Genomic DNA, 16,718 nt, shown 5'->3' on the forward strand with positions numbered 1-16,718 from the left:
TGGAGTTTTTTGGTATAACCAGCGATGCGCACCCGCATAGCGGGTGGTTTATTTGTTTCGCACCTGCGGAGCGAAACGGACTTAAAGTCACATAACAAAACAGCTCATCTTTTAAAAGACAAGCTGTGTTACTCTAATATTTCTATCTTATAAGACTTTTGAGAGAAAGTCTTTCGTTCTTTCTTCCCTAGGAGTTTCAAAGATTTCCTGAGGGGTGCCTTCTTCTACAATGACACCACCATCCATAAAGAGGACCCGGTCTGCCACTTCCTTAGCGAAGCCCATTTCATGGGTGACAATAGCCATCGTCATCCCTGACTTGGCCAAGTCTAACATAACGGCTAGAACTTCCCCAACCATTTCTGGGTCAAGTGCTGACGTTGGCTCGTCAAACAAGAGAACATCAGGATCCATGGCTAAGCCTCTAGCGATAGCAATCCGCTGTTGTTGCCCCCCTGATAAACTCTGTGGGTAAGCCTCTGCCTTATCCGGAAGCCCTACCTTGTCAAGCAGAGCTCTAGCTTTTGCCTCGGCTTCATCCTTAGACAAGCCCTTGGTTTTCATCGGTGAAAGGGTAATGTTATCCAGTACGGTCATATTGGGGAAAAGGTTAAACTGCTGAAAAACCATTCCCATTTTTTCACGCATTTTAAAGAGATCATTGGATTTATCTGTAATATCGACCCCTTCAAAAATGACTTGGCCATCTGTTGCATCCTCTAGCAGATTCATAGACCTGAGAAGGGTTGATTTCCCTGAGCCAGATGGACCAATAATAACGACAACCTCGCCTGGGTTAATCGTTAAATTAATCCCTTTTAAAACCTCATTATCTCCAAAGGATTTGTAAAGGTTTCTGATATCAATAATCGGATCTTGCATTTAATTGCCTCCCTTATTCAAACGTTTCTCGGCTTGTTTAACGACAAAGGACATTAAACTGGTCATGGCCAAGTAATAAGCTGCCGCAAAGAGCAAAGGACTGAGAGGCAAGTAGGTCGTAACTGATACGGTTGTCGCCCCATTCCACAGCTCCATAACTCCGATTGTCGACAGGAGAGAACTATCCTTAATAATGGTAATAAATTCATTCCCTAAAGCTGGCAAAATGTTTTTAATAGCTTGTGGCATGATAACATAGCGCATGGTTGGCCACGGACGCATACCAAGGGAATAAGCAGCTTCCATCTGACCGGATGGGACAGCATTTAGCCCTGCCCTCACGATTTCAGAGACATAAGCCCCACTATTCATTGAAATAATGATTATCCCGGGTAGCAGTCTTGATAAATCCATATCCAAAATCCCAATTTCGACAATTGGAGCAGATATCCGAATAAGAATAAAGGAAATCATGATTTGAACAACCATGGGTGTTCCACGGAAAATCCAAATATAAACACTGGCTAACCAGCCTAACACGCGCCATTTAGACCGTTGAGCCAATGCCAACAGCACTCCCAAAATCGTTCCAAAAAAGACAACGCAAAGAGAAATGATAAGAGTAATCAGGGCACCATAATTAAAATAGGGCCAAAAATCTGGTAAAAATGAAAGATTCATAAGGTCTCCGTTTCTAGATAAATCATATTATACAATGATTTGCATAATAATGCAATATAGCCGAACCTGATTTAATCAAAATCTCTTAAATATTAGGAAATCCCCCCTTCTTTAAGATGAGACACTTAAATGCGACCGTAGGGGTATTGTTTTAAGGTGATAACCGCCCCTTCTATCCGCTACTGCCTTGGCTAATTTTCTTGATTGTCAGTGTGTAGATACACGACTTCTCTCTATTCTGTGACATAATCTGCACCTATGATGACACAAAAAATTGGCTCTGTTAAACAGAACCAAAGCTTTTTAAACAATTCGCTTAGTAAAGCAATTCGTAAATTTCCATCGCAATCAAATCAATAGAGTCAAAGGTGTACGTCTCATGCGCTTCAACATCACGTAATGTAAAAATAGACCCATTTTCTTCATCGAAGCTATAGGATACTTCAGCAACAACAACGCCGTCGCGCTCAAAATTCCGTTTTAACGTGCCACCATCTTTAGCCATCAATTCAAGTCGATTGATAATTCTCACCAAATGTGATTCCATGTTTTTCTCCTTTAAACCGCTGAAACACGCTTGAGTTATTTATTCGTTCTCAAAACCAATTATTTCAGCTACAATTCTAATCTATGTCTCTATTTTACCATAAAAAGAGCCGGTTAGCCTAGGAAAAACACCAAAAACCAAGCTAAGGCTCTGTTTAACGCTGTTTCCTTTTTGTTTTTAGACGATGATAATCACAAAAGCGGTGACATTTAACCAAAATCTCCATAAAAAATGGGGAGGATTGAATAAGGAGAACGACTGCCCTAGTTATCTAGAGAGACCTTTCTCCGGTAAAAAGGCGTACAGAGAAAGCCCTTCTTCCCTGTCCTGAGAAATCATAAAAGTGGGTGAGAAACCAGTTGAAACAATTGGATTTCTCTACCCATTCATCATTTGTTAACCACACTAGGCTAATACTTTTTGGAGGACATTTACCGCCTGATCAATCTCTGCAGAAGTCACAGTCAATGGCGGTAAAAGACGGATGGTGTTGGTGCCAGCAGTCAGGAGAATCAACCCTCCTGCTCTAGCTTGCTCAACAACCTTGCTTAACTCTAAACTTGTCTCAATCCCAACCATTAAGCCAAGACCTCTCAAATCAAAGACGGATACGCAGTCCTGAAGCTTATCTTTGAGCTGGGTCATTAAGTAGTCTCCTTTGGCAGAGGCTTCTTCCAGAAAACCAGGTTCTTTTAAAATCTGAAGTGTGGCTTTGCTGGCAGACATGGCAAGGACATTGCCCCCAAAGGTCGATCCATGGCTACCTGGACCAAAAGCATGGGCTAAAGAAGTCCGGCCTAACATGGCTCCCACTGGAACACCATTAGCTAAACCTTTGGCAAGGGTGACGATATCAGGTTCAATCTCGTACTGTTCAAAGGCAAACAGCGTTCCTGTGCGCCCCATGCCTGTCTGAACCTCGTCCACGATTAGCAGGATATTCTGCTCATGACACAGGGTTTCAAGACCCTTGATAAATGCCTTATCAGCAGGATGAACGCCCGATTCGCCCTGAACCAATTCCAGCATCACTGCAGCAGTGTTTTCACTAATTAAAGCTTCCACGCTTGCAAGGTCATTAAAGCTAGCATATTGAAAGCCAGATAGTAACGGACCAAAGCCTTTTTGGATTTTTTCTTGTCCTGTTGCGGACATGGCTCCAAACGTTCGGCCATGAAAAGAGTTTTTAAAGGCGATGATGTCAGACTTGCCCGTTGCTTTCCGGGCTAATTTAATCGCTGCTTCATTGCTTTCAGCCCCGCTGTTGCAAAAATAGGCTAGATAATCTCTCTCACCAATCAGAAGATCGGCCACTTCTTCTTGCAAAGGATTCTGATACAGATTCGGTGTGTGCCAGAGGGTTTGCACTTGCTCTGAAAGGCTTGCAACCAGTGCAGAGTGAAAACCTAAGTTGGTGACCCCAATACCACTTGAAAAATCGAGATAGGCCTTGCCAGAAGAATCGTACAAGCTATTGTTTTCTGCCTTGACAAAAGTAATTGGCGACCGATGGTAATTTGGAAATAGATGACTCATAGCGCCTCCTTTTTCTGATTATGCTCCTTTTAGGACATGGGTGCCTCCGTAGAGGGTTTGTCCGATAGAAACCCTTCCTACTCCTGATAAGACAGCCTGAGTCGCCCCAAGAACCTTCGGAATCATATTCCCTGTAATAATTCCTGAATCAATTTTTTGGGTAACATCCTGAGGTGTCAGTTGCTCAAGAATATTGCCTGACTCCTTGACACCGGCAACATCTGTCATCATGATCAATTGCGCTGCTTGGAGGCCGACCGCTAACTGGCTAGCAACATCATCGGCATTGATATTGAGCCATTCGCCATCCTCTGTTTGACCCATTGAAGGTAGAACAGGGATGATCCCTTGATCCAGAAGCTTTGTGATATAGTCCAAAGAAACACCTGTTACGGTTCCGACTTGGCCATATCGAGCTTGATCGAGGTAATCAACATTCAGAATCTGGGGTAATTTTTGGTGAATTTGCAAAGCGTCCAAATCAGCATCATTCAGAGTCTGAGTAAGGCTTGGTCCTACAATCTGACACAGTCCTTGTTCAACACAAATCATCGCTTTCTTAGAAGTGACTCTGAGACCGTCTAGTTTCTCAATAGGCAATTGGCAATTGGCCATCAGGTCATCGATCACAAATCCTCCACCATGGACGATAACAATTTGCTTGCCCTGACCTTGCCACTCTTTAACGATTTTGATGAATTTCGGTGTAATGGATGTCGCTGCTACACCACCAAGTTTAATGACAATAATTTCTTTCATAATTCTGACCTTCCTCTTGCTCAGATTTGTTTTACTTTTGATAATTTACGTATGGTAGAGGGCATTAATCTTGACGTAGTCATAAGATAAGTCACAGCCCCAAGCTCGTCCTTGTCCCTGTCCTTGATTGAGATGAACGTGAATGATAATCGTATCCTGACCAAGTCGCTCTGCCATTATGTCCTGATCATAGGGAACAGGAGCCGACCCCTTCAAAACTGGAATATCTGCCAGATATAAATCGACAGCAGAAACATTCAAATGAACACCCGCATAGCCGACTGCTGACAAGATCCGTCCCCAATTGGGATCCTCTCCAAACATAGCCGTTTTTACCAAACTCGACCCCACAACTGTTTTAGCAATCATGCGGGCAGAAAGATCATCAGGAGCGCCATCAACATCCACTTGAATCAGCTTAGTAGCCCCTTCACCATCTTCTGCTATCTTTTTGGCTAAGATGGTCATGGTCTGGTTGAGCAGTTGGCAAAAGGTTGCATATTCAGGCGTATTGTCCTTGATTTCCTCATGGTCTGCACAGCCATTCGCCAGAACCAGAACCATGTCATTGGTCGACGTGTCGCCATCAACTGTGATTTGATTAAAGGTTGTCTCTACTTCTTTCTTGAGCGCTTTTTGCAGCAAATCACTGGAAATATTAGCGTCGCAGGTCACGAACCCTAGCATGGTCGCCATGTTGGGATGAATCATCCCTGAGCCCTTAGCCACCCCAGCCATGGTAATGGTTGTCCCAGCAATTTCTTCTTCCATCACGATTGTTTTGGTTTTTAAGTCTGTTGTTAAAATGGCCTGCGCAAATAATGCTGGATTTCCTCCTTTCTCAAGGCTGTCCAAACCGACTTTAACCTTATCAATGGAAAGTTGTTCTCCGATCAGTCCTGTTGAAGCGATAGCCACATATTCCACCGGAAGACCAAGCGTTTCAGCTGTTAACTTCTGCATTAATAAGGCATTATCGTAACCTTCTTGGCCTGTGCATGAATTGGCAATTCCTGAGTTCACCACGATAGCCTGGATTTTTCCACTAGAAGCGATTGTGTCTCGTGTGACGACTAAAGGAGCTGCAATGACTTGGTTGGTTGTATAAACACCAGCAACGCTGGCTGGACAACTTGAAACAACCCAACCAAAATCTAGTTTTTTGCGCTTAAAACCAGCGTTTACACCATCTGCTGAAAATCCTTTTGGTGAGGCAATGGTTCCTTCGATGATCTTCATTTTTTCTCCTTTTATATATAACTAGCGAGGTTATCCAATCCTGCTGTTTCTGGGAAACCGTACATGAGGTTGACATTTTGAATGGCTTGGCCAGCAGCACCCTTAATTAAATTATCCAGTACTGTCATAACGGTTAGAACCTCTGTTCGGGGATTGTATTCCCAACCAATAGCGACGCGGTTAGAGCCGACCACCTGGTGTAAATCTGGAAATTGATGCCCATGTAACTGAACAAAAGCACTTTCCTTATAAGCCTCCTTAAAAGCAAGATCAACATCTTCTTCTGTCATTCCATCTTTTAAATGAAGGTAACTGGTTGCGACGATACCTCTATTAATAGGAAGAAGAGACGTTGAAAATTGAAGGTGAGGAATATCTGGGTTATGCGCCTGTAACACCTGCATGATTTCTGGAATGTGCTGATGGCGATTCAGCTTGTAAGTGCTGTAGTTGCCATAGGCTTGAACAAAATGACTGGACGCAGTTAAGCTTTTTCCAGCTCCCGTAAGTCCCGATTTAGCATCCACAATAATGCTTTTTTCATCAATAATATCAACTAAAGGAAGCAGACTTAGTAGCGTCGCCGTTGCGTAGCAACCAGGATTCGAAATAAATTTTTTGCCAAATAAGTTTGTCCATTCACTCAGGCCATAGGTGAATCGCTCTTGCTCTGAAGCAGGCGCTGCAGGTTTGTCATACCATTTTTCATAGGCTTCAGCGGGTAGGCGATAGTCTCCAGACAAGTCCACCACTGGGAAATCCTGCTCTAAAAAGAGACCAGCCATGTCCTTGGAGTAACCGCTTGGTGTAGCTAGAAATACCAAGTCAACAGTCTTCATGATTTGCTCAGAATCTACAGCTTCTATTATGATCTCCTGTCCATTACCGATATGGGGAAACAAGTCGCTGAGATTTTGTCCTACGGATTGACTGGCATGGACACTTTGCACTTCAATATGTGGGTGCTGTCTCAGTAAGCGGTACAATTCTATGCCACTGTAACCTGTAACCCCGATAATAGCTGCCTTGATAGTCTCCATATACGTTCCCCTTCTTCTGTCGATTATGCTTTTGGTAAGTGATCGTTTCCTGTCATTGTCATGTATAAAATGGCCTTGATGGAGTGTAGGCGGTTTTCAGCCTCCTGGAAAATGACATCTGCCTGCTCCTGAAACACATCATCCGTGATTTCCATCGCTTCCAATCCATATGTTTCATAGATTTCTTGACCAATAAGAGTGTTTTTATCATGGAAAGCTGGTAAACAATGCAGTACAATCGTTTCTGATTTATTGGTTTTAGCCAGTAAGGCTTGGTTGATTTGATAAGGCAAAAGCTGATCAATCCGCTCCTTAAAGTCGACATCCTCTCCCATGGACACCCAGACATCCGTATAGAGGGCATCTGCCCCTTCAACAGCAGTTACATCTTCTGTGATGGTCAGTGTATTCCCATGGCTCAATTGCTGAGCGATGGCTACAATTTCTGAGTCTGGTTGCAGGTCTTTAGGCGCAATGATTTTAACGTGGAGACCTAACATAGCTCCCGTTACTAAGAGTGAATTAGCAACATTGTTTCGCCCATCTCCCAAGTAGGCGATAGTCAGTCCTTCTAAATAACCAAATCTTTCTTTTAAGGTCATAAAATCTGCAATCATCTGGGTCGGATGCCAAGTATCCGTTAGCCCATTCCACACTGGCACCCCTGCGTGTTGAGCTAAGGTTTCGACATCTTCCTGGGAAAAGCCGCGGTATTCAATCCCGTCGAACATTGATCCTAAAACCTTAGCTGTGTCGACAACAGATTCTTTTTTTCCGAGCTGAATTTCACTCGCACCCAGATAGGTGGCTGCCATTCCCAAATCCTGAGCGGCAACCGTGAAGGCTGCTCTTGTTCGTGTCGATGCTTTTTCAAATATCAGAGCAATATTGTTGCCTTCTAAATATTTATGCGAAATTTTATTTTTCTTTAATGTCTTAAATGTTATAGATAACTCGATTAAACTAAGTATTTCACTTTTACTGAAGTCTATTTCTTTTACAAACGATTGCATATTATATCACCTTTTTTGAATATTTATGTAATTATTGCATAATCATGAAAAATAGTCAAGTCCTAAAGAAAACTTTTTTCTTGCATTCTCCCTAATAAGTGATATAATGAAATCATGATTTGACCATCTTTGACCTTTCGGTGGAAAAATCTTATCTTCTAGAAAAGGGGTACTTCAATGCTTTGTCATAACTGTCAAATTAACGATGCAACCATTCACCTATATAGCAATTTCAATGGTCGCCAACAGCAGGTTGACCTCTGCCAAAATTGTTATCAAATTATGAAAACAGACCCAGAAAATCCTATATTAGGTGGGTTATCCAATATCCAAAACCAACAAAAAAGTCCTTTTGATGACTTCTTTGATAATTTAAGCAACTTCCAACGTCCTCAGCAGGGCCCAGGTAATCAAACACCTCCAACTCAAGCTGGCCGTCAGGGTGGAAATGGTGGCAACCGTGGTGGAAATCAACAGCCACCTAAACCACAGGGCCTCTTGGATGAGTTTGGAATCAATGTCACTGAGATTGCTCATCGTGGAGGCATCGATCCTGTTATTGGACGCGATGAGGAAATTGTTCGTGTGATCGAAATTCTTAACCGTCGTACCAAAAATAACCCCGTTCTGATCGGAGAACCAGGTGTTGGTAAGACCGCTGTCGTTGAAGGACTTGCCCAGAAAATCGTCGATGCTGATGTTCCCCATAAACTCCAAAACAAACAAGTCATCCGCTTAGATGTGGTTAGCCTTGTTCAAGGAACAGGTATCCGCGGCCAGTTTGAAGAGCGCATGCAAAAACTCATGGAAGAAATTCGTGAGCGCCAAGATGTTATTCTCTTTATCGATGAAATCCATGAAATCGTCGGAGCTGGTGCTGCTGGTGATGGGAATATGGATGCTGGAAACATTTTGAAACCAGCTCTTGCTCGTGGCGAGCTCCAATTAGTGGGGGCTACTACGCTCAATGAATACCGTATTATCGAAAAAGACGCAGCCCTGGAACGCCGCATGCAGCCTGTTCGTGTGGATGAGCCAAGTGTCGAGGAAACCATTACCATTCTAAAAGGGATTCAAAAGCGTTACGAAGACTACCATCATGTTCGTTACACTGATGAAGCCATCGAATCCGCTGCAACTTTATCCAATCGTTACATCCAAGACCGCTTCTTGCCAGACAAGGCCATTGACCTTTTGGATGAAGCGGGTTCTAAGATGAACCTAACACTCAACTTTGTCGATCCAAAAGAAATCGACCAACGTTTGGTGGAAGCTGAAAATCTCAAGGCACAAGCCACGCGCGATGAAGACTACGAAAAAGCAGCCTACTTCCGTGACCAAATTGCTAAGTTCAAGGAAATGCAAAAAGCAACTCTCGACGAGAAAGATATTCCTGTCATTTCTGAAAAAGAAATCGAAGCCATCGTCGAGCGCAAGACTAATATTCCGGTCGGTGACCTCAAAGAAAAAGAGCAAAGTCAGCTGATCAATCTCGCTAGCGACCTCAAGTCGCAAGTGATTGGCCAAGACGAGGCCGTTGACAAGATTGCTAAGGCTATCCGCCGTAATCGTGTTGGACTCGGCGCACCTAACCGTCCGATCGGCTCCTTCCTCTTTGTCGGGCCAACGGGTGTCGGTAAAACCGAGCTTTCTAAACAACTGGCTATTGAACTCTTTGGCTCTGCCGATAGTATGATTCGCTTTGATATGTCCGAGTACATGGAAAAACACAGTACAGCCAAACTCGTCGGAGCCCCTCCAGGCTACGTCGGCTACGAAGAAGCTGGCCAATTGACAGAAAAAGTCCGTCGCAATCCTTACTCACTTATCCTCTTAGATGAGGTTGAAAAAGCCCATCCAGATGTGATGCACATGTTCCTACAGGTCTTAGACGACGGTCGTCTGACGGATGGTCAAGGTCGCACTGTCAGCTTCAAGGATACCATTATCATCATGACGTCTAATGCTGGTACTGGCAAAGCTGAAGCGTCGGTTGGCTTTGGGGCGGCCCGTGAGAACCGGACAAACTCTGTTCTCGGACAACTCGGTGACTTCTTCAGTCCAGAATTCATGAACCGTTTTGACGGCATCATCGAATTCCAAAGCCTCAGCAAAGACAATCTCCTCAAGATTGTTGATCTCATGTTAGCAACCGTTAACGATAGGCTCGCCCAAAACGGTATCACGCTACATGTAACCGATAAGGTTAAGGAAAAATTAGTCGATCTGGGTTATGACCCTAAAATGGGAGCTAGACCACTCCGTAGAACCATTCAGGATCATATCGAAGACGCTATTACAGACTTCTACTTGGAAAATCCAACTGAGAAAGACCTCCGTGCTGTCATGACGTCTGCTGGTAATATTGTGATTAAAGCAGCCAAAAAAACAGCCGAAACTGTCCCTGTCGATGACGTCAAAAAGTAGTTTTTATGACTCTTAAACTGAAAATGTTTAAGAGTTTTTTACTCTAAAATCACCAAAATTCTAATTTTTTAGTATAATAGAACAAAAGGATTTGAAGATGATACCCTGCTGATACTTGGGAGGACATCATCCCATCCGAGGTGTCGAAGGAGAAGCCCATGGCAAACCCAACTTTTGGTCAAAAGGTAGACGGAGCTGATTATCAGAATCGGTATGGCGTCTATGCGATTATCCCAAATCCAGAAAAAACAGAAATTATTCTAGTTCAAGCACCGAACGGAGCTTGGTTTTTACCGGGTGGAGAAATCGAAGCTGGTGAAAATCATGAGCAAGCCCTCACTCGAGAACTTATCGAAGAATTAGGATTTACTGCGACAATTGGAGACTACCTAGGTCAAGCTGATGAGTATTTTTACTCGCGCCACCGCGACACTCACTACTATCATCCTGCCCACCTCTATGCTGTCACCTCTTTTTCAGAAGTCCAGCAACCCTTAGAGGACTTTAACCACCTCGCATGGTTCCCAATAGGCGAAGCCATCACTCATCTCAAGCGTGGCAGCCATCAATGGGGCATCCAAGAATGGCAAAAAAGACAGTGACCCTAAACTCATGCGCTCAAGATTGAAAAGGAGATTGTCATGAAATTAATCAATACAACAAACAGTCACGCTGAACTCGTGACCAACCAACTTGAAAACACTGATGCGACATTGGTAGAGACCTATTCTGCTGGAAATACTGATGTCATTTTCACACAGGCGCCTAAACACTACGAACTTCTAATCAGTAATAAGCACCGCGCTATCCGTCATGAAGAAGTTGAAAAAATTAGAGCTTTCTTTTTAAAACGAAAAATAGACACGACTATTATTGACCAAGAAAATATCCAAACCTTGGTTTGCCCAACTCTGATTGAAATGTCAATCCCCATTATCAAACCACAATAACCATAAACCCCCAGTTCACTTCAACTGGGGGTTGCTTTTTAGTTTGGACTTTTTCCTGATGACGAAGACCGATTTTGACCAAACACAACATCCTGTCTTACTGGATATACTGCCATTGTCTTAGGGTTTCTTCATCTCGTATCACTAATTCATGACCTTCTTTGACGATTACTCCAGCTTCTTTTAACTCTTTCATGAGCCTAGCGACAGAAACTTCATGCACCTGTAAAAAACTAGCGATTTCAGCATAGGTAAAGAGTTTATTGAGACGACGATAGGAATCTCCAGGCTGAGCGTATTGATCGATAAACTGGCAAAGATTTGACAATGTATTCCCATTAGATCCATTTTGCTGCTTATCCATGGCAAAAATATAGTCCTGAAGCACATTATCTAACAAGAGATTTAAAAAATCAGGATTGTTTCGATAGCATTCAAAACGATCAACCGGTATTTTCCAAACATCACAGGATGATTTTGCGATGACTTCAATTTCACGGTCATTTTCAAAACCTAGGCGTGACCGGGTTAAATAGGGGATACTATTTAAAAAGCCTGGTTTGGTAAAATATTGAAATGTTTGTTTCTCACCTTTTTCATTGATAGACATCAATGACGCTATTCCGGTTTCTAAGAAATAGATAGCAGAAATGCTTTCTTGGGTTCGAGTGACTGTAATGACCTCGCCCTTAGGAACGGTTTGGTGTTCACCTGATTTCTTAAAGAATGCTAAATCCATCCCAATCCTCCTTAAATCTTAACATAGGTTATGGTAATTTCTCGTCAATCCCGTTAGAATAACACAATGATAGTTTTATTATACACTATCCCGTTAACAATTTCGATGAAAAGAGGACTTAACCGATGGCAAAAACAAAATGGTTCATAGCAGGTGTCACCTTACTGGCTACTGGAGCTTTATTAACCGCTTGTGCGACAAGCACGTCAAGTACTTCTACAGAGACAACCGCGTCAACCTCCTCCCTATCCACTGGAGAGGTTTCGACCACACTGGATCAAGTCGATAACAGTAAGTGGCTCTATAATGCCGATGACAATGTTTACTACCAGATTGGCATTTCCTATGCTGCCAACCCCGCTGATGCGGATCAGCAGACTCTCTCTATCTTTGTTCCAGGTGATTACATGACCGCCACTGATAATGGCGATGGCACTTATACGGCAGAACTCAACACGGATACTACAGTTGGTCAGTACACTGCTGAAACAGCTCCTATCGTTATCCCAATCAATACGCCAGGCTATTCAGCCATGTCAGCTCTGACAGACTATAGCAGTGAAGCAGCAACTTACACTGCCGAAGGAATGATTTATGTTTCTGCTGGATTACGAGGTCGAGATAGTGGAGCACCATTAGGCGTAACTGATGCTAAGGCTGCTATTCGCTATATCCGTTACAACCAAGGCAATATTGCTGGCGATACTGAAACTATCTTTGCCTTTGGAACATCTGGTGGTGGAGCACAAGCCTCAATCTTGGGCGCATCTGGAGACAGTGCCTTGTATGACGCTTATCTAGAAGAGATCGGTGCTGCCACAGGAGTCTCTGACGCTATCTCAGGTGTCATGGCGTGGGTACCGATTACCAACCTCGATACTGGAAACCTCGCTTACGAATGGAATCTAGGTTCTGCCCGTACCGACTTGGATGATGAAACTCAGGCAATCTCAGATGATCTAGCTACAGCCTACGCTGAATACATCAACGACCTTGGTCTCAAAGACAGTGACGGAAATACCTTAACCTTGGAAGCTTCTGATGAAGGTATTTACCAAGCGGGTAGTTACTATGATTTTATCAAGGAAACGATTGAAGATTCCCTTAATACCTTCTTAGAAAATACAACCTTCCCTTACGATGCTAGCTCAAGTTCATCTGGCATGCCTGGCGGAGGCGGAGCACCTTCTGGGGAAATGCCAAGCGGAGAACCACCAACTGGTGAAATGCCTAGTGGCGAAGCACCATCTGGACAAGCTCCAGGTACATCAGACAGTACCACTACTAGTGAATCTAACTCTGACACAACTAGTAGCTCAGACGATACAGAAGCTTCTTTAGAAGCTTCTGACGGGATTACACGCAGTAGCTCCTCATCTAGCTCTGCCTTGAGCCTCTCAGGGACCTACGACACTGTCGAAGCCTATATTGATGCCCTCAATGCTAATGGTGAGTGGGTTACTTATGATGCATCAACCAATACTGCCACCATTCCCAGCGTAGCTGATTTTGTTAAATACCTTAAAAATCCTTCCAAAGATGTCGGTGCCTTTGATGACCTCAACGAAGCCCAAGGGGAAAATCAACTCTTCGGTGTTGATGGCTCTAGCACTCACTGGGACTCACGCATGACTGAGATTCTCAAAGGAACCAGTTATGAATCAGCTTACGAGGAAGACATGTCCTTGACAGATAGTCTCGGTACTGATCTAACCACACGTATCAATATGTATACACCACTCTACTACCTTTCAGACTACTACGATGGCACTGGAACATCAACGGTCGCTAAATACTGGCGGATTCGTTCAGGTATCAATCAAGGCGATACTGCCCTCTCAACTGAAGCTAATCTTGCCCTTGCCCTCGAGAACTACGGTATCGAGAATGTCGACTTTGCCACCGTTTGGGGACAAGGTCATACCAATGCTGAAGTCTCTGGTGATTCAACCGAAAACTTTATCAATTGGATCAATGAGAGTTTAAAAAATCAAGAATAAGGCAGCAAAAACACCTTACTAAAAATGTAGTAAGGTGTTTTAGTAATGTTAATTTATACTATCCGTTTAACCGTCCAGATAACTGTTATTAAGCTTTCACTTCAAAGCCTTCAGCAACTGCTTCTGGGAAGGCTGTCTCAACGATTTGAGCACAGTGGTCACAGATTGTCGCATGATAAGGACGCTCTGCTACTGTTTCATCGATACGACGGCAACGCTCACACACCTCTCCCGTAGCGCGCTCTACTGTAAAGGCAATCTCATCAACGACAACAGCATCACTTGGAGCCGTCTCTTCAGAAATGGTTAATTGCGATACGATCAGCAACTGCGCAATATCACTGCCTAGAGTCGCCAACATAACACGAACAGGTTCTGGCGCATAGACCGTCAAGTGCGCTTCTAAGGATTTCCCGATGACTTTCGCATTACGCGCTTCTTCCAAGGCCTTTTGCGCCTGAGTCCGGAAGGTCATAAAGTTTTCCCAATCCGTTAAAATGGTATCATAAGAAGCATAATCCACAACTTCTGGCATTTCTGAGAGTTGAACAAATTCTTCTGTTTCGTGCTCTAAGTATGACCAGATTTCTTCTGCGGTATGTGGCAAGATTGGTGTTAAGAGCTTGGTCAATTTAACTAAAATCTCATAGAAGACGGTCTGCATTTGACGACGAACAGGACTCTCTGCTGCTTCAATGTAGACCACATCCTTGGCAAAATCCAGATAGAAGGCTGACAGATCAATGGTAATAAAGTTAACCACGCTCTTGTAGATAGCCATGAAGTCATATTTTTCATAGGCGTCTGTAATTTGAGCGACCAATTGGTTAAACTTCAAGGTCATGTACTTATCAACAGGGCGCAAGTCTTCAAAGGCGACCGCATCTGATGGTGCAAAATCACTAGTATTAGCAATCAAGAAACGCATGGTATTACGGATCTTACGGTAGGTTTCAGAAACTTGTCCTAAGATATCCATAGACACACGTACATCGTTGTCTGTATCAACAGAAGCAACCCATAGGCGCAAGATTTCAGCTCCGTATTGTTTTGCAACATCATTTGGTGAAATGATATTCCCTTTAGACTTAGACATTTTCTCACCCTTACCATCAAGGACAAAACCTTGTGACAAGACTGATTTATAAGGTGCATGCCCATTGACTGCTACTGATGTGATCAAAGATGAGTTAAACCAACCACGGTACTGGTCAGACCCTTCAAGGTAAAGGTCTGCTGGGTAAGATAGACCTTCACGGGCATTCATCACCCCATTCCAAGAAGACCCTGAATCGAACCACACGTCCATGATATCTGTTTCTTTTTCGAAGAGGCCATTTGGCGAACCAGGATGCGTAAAGCCTGCTGGTAGAAGGTCCTTAGCTTCAGATTTCCACCAGATGATAGAGCCGTGCTCTTCAAAGAGAGCTGCTACATGGTCTGTTACCTCTTTGGTCATGATGGCTGTGCCGTCTTCTGCATAAAAGATTGGCAATGGCACACCCCAAGCACGCTGACGAGAGATAACCCAGTCACCACGGTCGCGAATCATATTGTAGAGACGTGTTTTCCCCCATGTTGGATAGAAGTTGGTCGCTTCAATTTCATCAAGGATTTCCTGACGGAATTTAGAGACAGAAGCAAACCACTGAGGCACTGCCCGCCAGATAATTGGCTTTTTAGTCCGCCAATCAAATGGATAAGAGTGGTTAATCACTTCTGAAGCCAGCAAAAGATCACCCAGTTTTTCAGTCACTGTTGGCAGGACCTTATCATAGAATTGTCCTTCAAAGTCAGGACCCGCTAGTTCATTCATGAGACCACGCTCATTGACCGTTACATAGACTTCAAGGTCATATTTCATACCGACATTGTAGTCGTCCTCACCAAATGACGGTGCCGTATGGATAACCCCTGTACCAGAGTCAGTCGTCACATGTTCACCTAGTATAACCAGCTCATCCACCGCTTCATCCCAAGGGTGCTCTGTCACGATGTATTCAAGCTCTGAGCCTTTGTAAGTCGCCACGAGCTCAAAGGTTTCCCAGCCAAATTTAGCCGCAAGGCTATCCACCAAGGCTTCGGCAATGAGGTATTTACGATCCGATCCAGAAGGTTTGACCACTACGTAAGGGACATCAGGTCCAACCGTTAAGCCGCGTGACGCTGTAATGGTAAATGGTGTAGTCGTCCAGACGACAATGTAGGTGTCTGTATCAAGGACCCCTTTACCGTCTTTGACCTTGTTAGCATAATAAAGCGAGGTCGAATCAATATCATGGTATTCAATTTCAGCTTCTGCTAAGGCAGATTCTGAAGACCATGACCAGTAAACTGGCTTAGCACCGCGGTAGATAAAGCCTTTATCCGCCATAGCCCCAAAAACACGAATTTGAGCAGCTTCAAAATCTGGTGTCAAGGTGATGTAAGGATTTTCCCAGTCTGCTGAAACACCTAAACGTTTAAAATCGTCACGTTGCTTATCCACTTGAGACAGAGCGTAATCGCGACACATTTCAAGATAGGTAGCCAAGTCAATTTCTTTGCGTTTAACACCCTGCTTAGCCAAGACCTGCTCAATTGGAAGACCGTGTGTGTCCCAACCTGGTACAAACGGTGCTTGATAGCCCATCATCGATTTGGAACGCACAATGATATCCTTTGAAATCTTATTCAATGCATGGCCGACGTGGATATTCCCGTTCGCATAGGGAGGTCCATCATGGAGGTGAAAACCAGGTTTTCCAGCATTCAACTCTTGACGCTTCTTATAAAGCTCCGCTTCATCCCAAGCTTTTTGCCACTCAGGCTCTTTGTTAGGCAAACCAGCTCGCATTGGAAAAGCTGTTTGGCCCAGATTTAGTGTTTCTTTTAATTTCATCTTCAACTCCTTATTCATCAAAAA

At 43.7% G+C, this 16,718-nt stretch carries 14 protein-coding genes; 4 read left to right on the forward strand and 10 right to left on the reverse strand.

All coding sequences use genetic code 11. The features are described 5' to 3' along the window. Positions 1-147: 147 nt before the first annotated feature. The 8 genes from J2S23_RS00005 to argF all read right to left on the reverse strand — a co-directional run bounded on the left by J2S23_RS00005 (position 148) and on the right by argF (position 7,697). The gene (locus tag J2S23_RS00005) at positions 148-882 is read right to left on the reverse strand and encodes an amino acid ABC transporter ATP-binding protein (protein ID WP_307120712.1); all 735 of its coding nucleotides are present in this window, start codon (positions 880-882) and stop codon (positions 148-150) included. After that, positions 883-1,563 carry an amino acid ABC transporter permease gene (locus tag J2S23_RS00010; protein ID WP_307120713.1) on the reverse strand — a complete coding sequence of 227 codons (681 nt, stop codon included), beginning with the start codon at positions 1,561-1,563 and terminating at the stop codon, positions 883-885. Between the two features lie 316 nt (positions 1,564-1,879). Further along, positions 1,880-2,110, reverse strand: coding sequence for a DUF1797 family protein (locus J2S23_RS00015; RefSeq protein ID WP_307120714.1), 231 nt, complete (start codon positions 2,108-2,110; stop codon positions 1,880-1,882). A 405-nt stretch (positions 2,111-2,515) separates the two neighbouring features. Continuing rightward, positions 2,516-3,646, reverse strand: a complete 1,131-nt coding sequence (locus tag J2S23_RS00020) for an acetylornithine transaminase (protein WP_307120715.1) — start codon at positions 3,644-3,646, stop codon at positions 2,516-2,518. Positions 3,647-3,664: 18 nt separating this feature from the next. Continuing rightward, positions 3,665-4,405: an acetylglutamate kinase gene (gene argB / locus J2S23_RS00025; protein ID WP_307120716.1), complete on the reverse strand. Its 741-nt coding sequence runs from the start codon at positions 4,403-4,405 to the stop codon at positions 3,665-3,667. A 45-nt stretch (positions 4,406-4,450) separates the two neighbouring features. After that, positions 4,451-5,644, reverse strand: a complete 1,194-nt coding sequence (argJ, locus tag J2S23_RS00030; protein WP_307120717.1) for a bifunctional glutamate N-acetyltransferase/amino-acid acetyltransferase ArgJ — start codon at positions 5,642-5,644, stop codon at positions 4,451-4,453. A gap of 11 nt (positions 5,645-5,655) precedes the next feature. Further along, the gene (argC, locus tag J2S23_RS00035) at positions 5,656-6,675 is read right to left on the reverse strand and encodes an N-acetyl-gamma-glutamyl-phosphate reductase (RefSeq protein ID WP_307120901.1); all 1,020 of its coding nucleotides are present in this window, start codon (positions 6,673-6,675) and stop codon (positions 5,656-5,658) included. Between the two features lie 32 nt (positions 6,676-6,707). Continuing rightward, the gene (gene argF, locus J2S23_RS00040; RefSeq protein ID WP_307120718.1) at positions 6,708-7,697 is read right to left on the reverse strand and encodes an ornithine carbamoyltransferase; all 990 of its coding nucleotides are present in this window, start codon (positions 7,695-7,697) and stop codon (positions 6,708-6,710) included. A gap of 177 nt (positions 7,698-7,874) precedes the next feature. Between argF and J2S23_RS00045 the strand changes: the two genes are divergently transcribed. The 3 genes from J2S23_RS00045 to J2S23_RS00055 all read left to right on the forward strand — a co-directional run bounded on the left by J2S23_RS00045 (position 7,875) and on the right by J2S23_RS00055 (position 11,074). After that, positions 7,875-10,124 carry an ATP-dependent Clp protease ATP-binding subunit gene (locus J2S23_RS00045; RefSeq protein ID WP_307120719.1) on the forward strand — a complete coding sequence of 750 codons (2,250 nt, stop codon included), beginning with the start codon at positions 7,875-7,877 and terminating at the stop codon, positions 10,122-10,124. 158 nt (positions 10,125-10,282) lie between these two features. Next, positions 10,283-10,726, forward strand: a complete 444-nt coding sequence (locus J2S23_RS00050) for an NUDIX hydrolase (RefSeq protein ID WP_307120720.1) — start codon at positions 10,283-10,285, stop codon at positions 10,724-10,726. Between the two features lie 39 nt (positions 10,727-10,765). Then, positions 10,766-11,074 (forward strand): DUF1827 family protein, encoded by a 309-nt coding sequence (locus tag J2S23_RS00055; protein WP_307120721.1) that lies wholly within the window; start codon positions 10,766-10,768, stop codon positions 11,072-11,074. A gap of 97 nt (positions 11,075-11,171) precedes the next feature. On the opposite strand, the gene J2S23_RS00060 is transcribed toward J2S23_RS00055, so the two are convergent. Further along, positions 11,172-11,813: a Crp/Fnr family transcriptional regulator gene (locus J2S23_RS00060; RefSeq protein WP_307120722.1), complete on the reverse strand. Its 642-nt coding sequence runs from the start codon at positions 11,811-11,813 to the stop codon at positions 11,172-11,174. A 125-nt stretch (positions 11,814-11,938) separates the two neighbouring features. Here J2S23_RS00060 and J2S23_RS00065 point away from each other — a divergent pair, with 125 nt between their 5' ends. Next, on the forward strand, positions 11,939-13,813 hold the full coding sequence (locus J2S23_RS00065; protein WP_307120723.1) for a subtype A tannase: 1,875 nt from the start codon (positions 11,939-11,941) through the stop codon (positions 13,811-13,813). Between the two features lie 88 nt (positions 13,814-13,901). Here J2S23_RS00065 and ileS read toward each other — a convergent pair whose 3' ends face one another. Beyond that, the gene (gene ileS, locus J2S23_RS00070) at positions 13,902-16,694 is read right to left on the reverse strand and encodes an isoleucine--tRNA ligase (protein WP_307120724.1); all 2,793 of its coding nucleotides are present in this window, start codon (positions 16,692-16,694) and stop codon (positions 13,902-13,904) included. Positions 16,695-16,718 lie beyond the last annotated feature (24 nt).

The organism is Streptococcus moroccensis (assembly GCF_030812835.1).
GTDB classification, from domain to species: domain Bacteria; phylum Bacillota; class Bacilli; order Lactobacillales; family Streptococcaceae; genus Streptococcus; species Streptococcus moroccensis.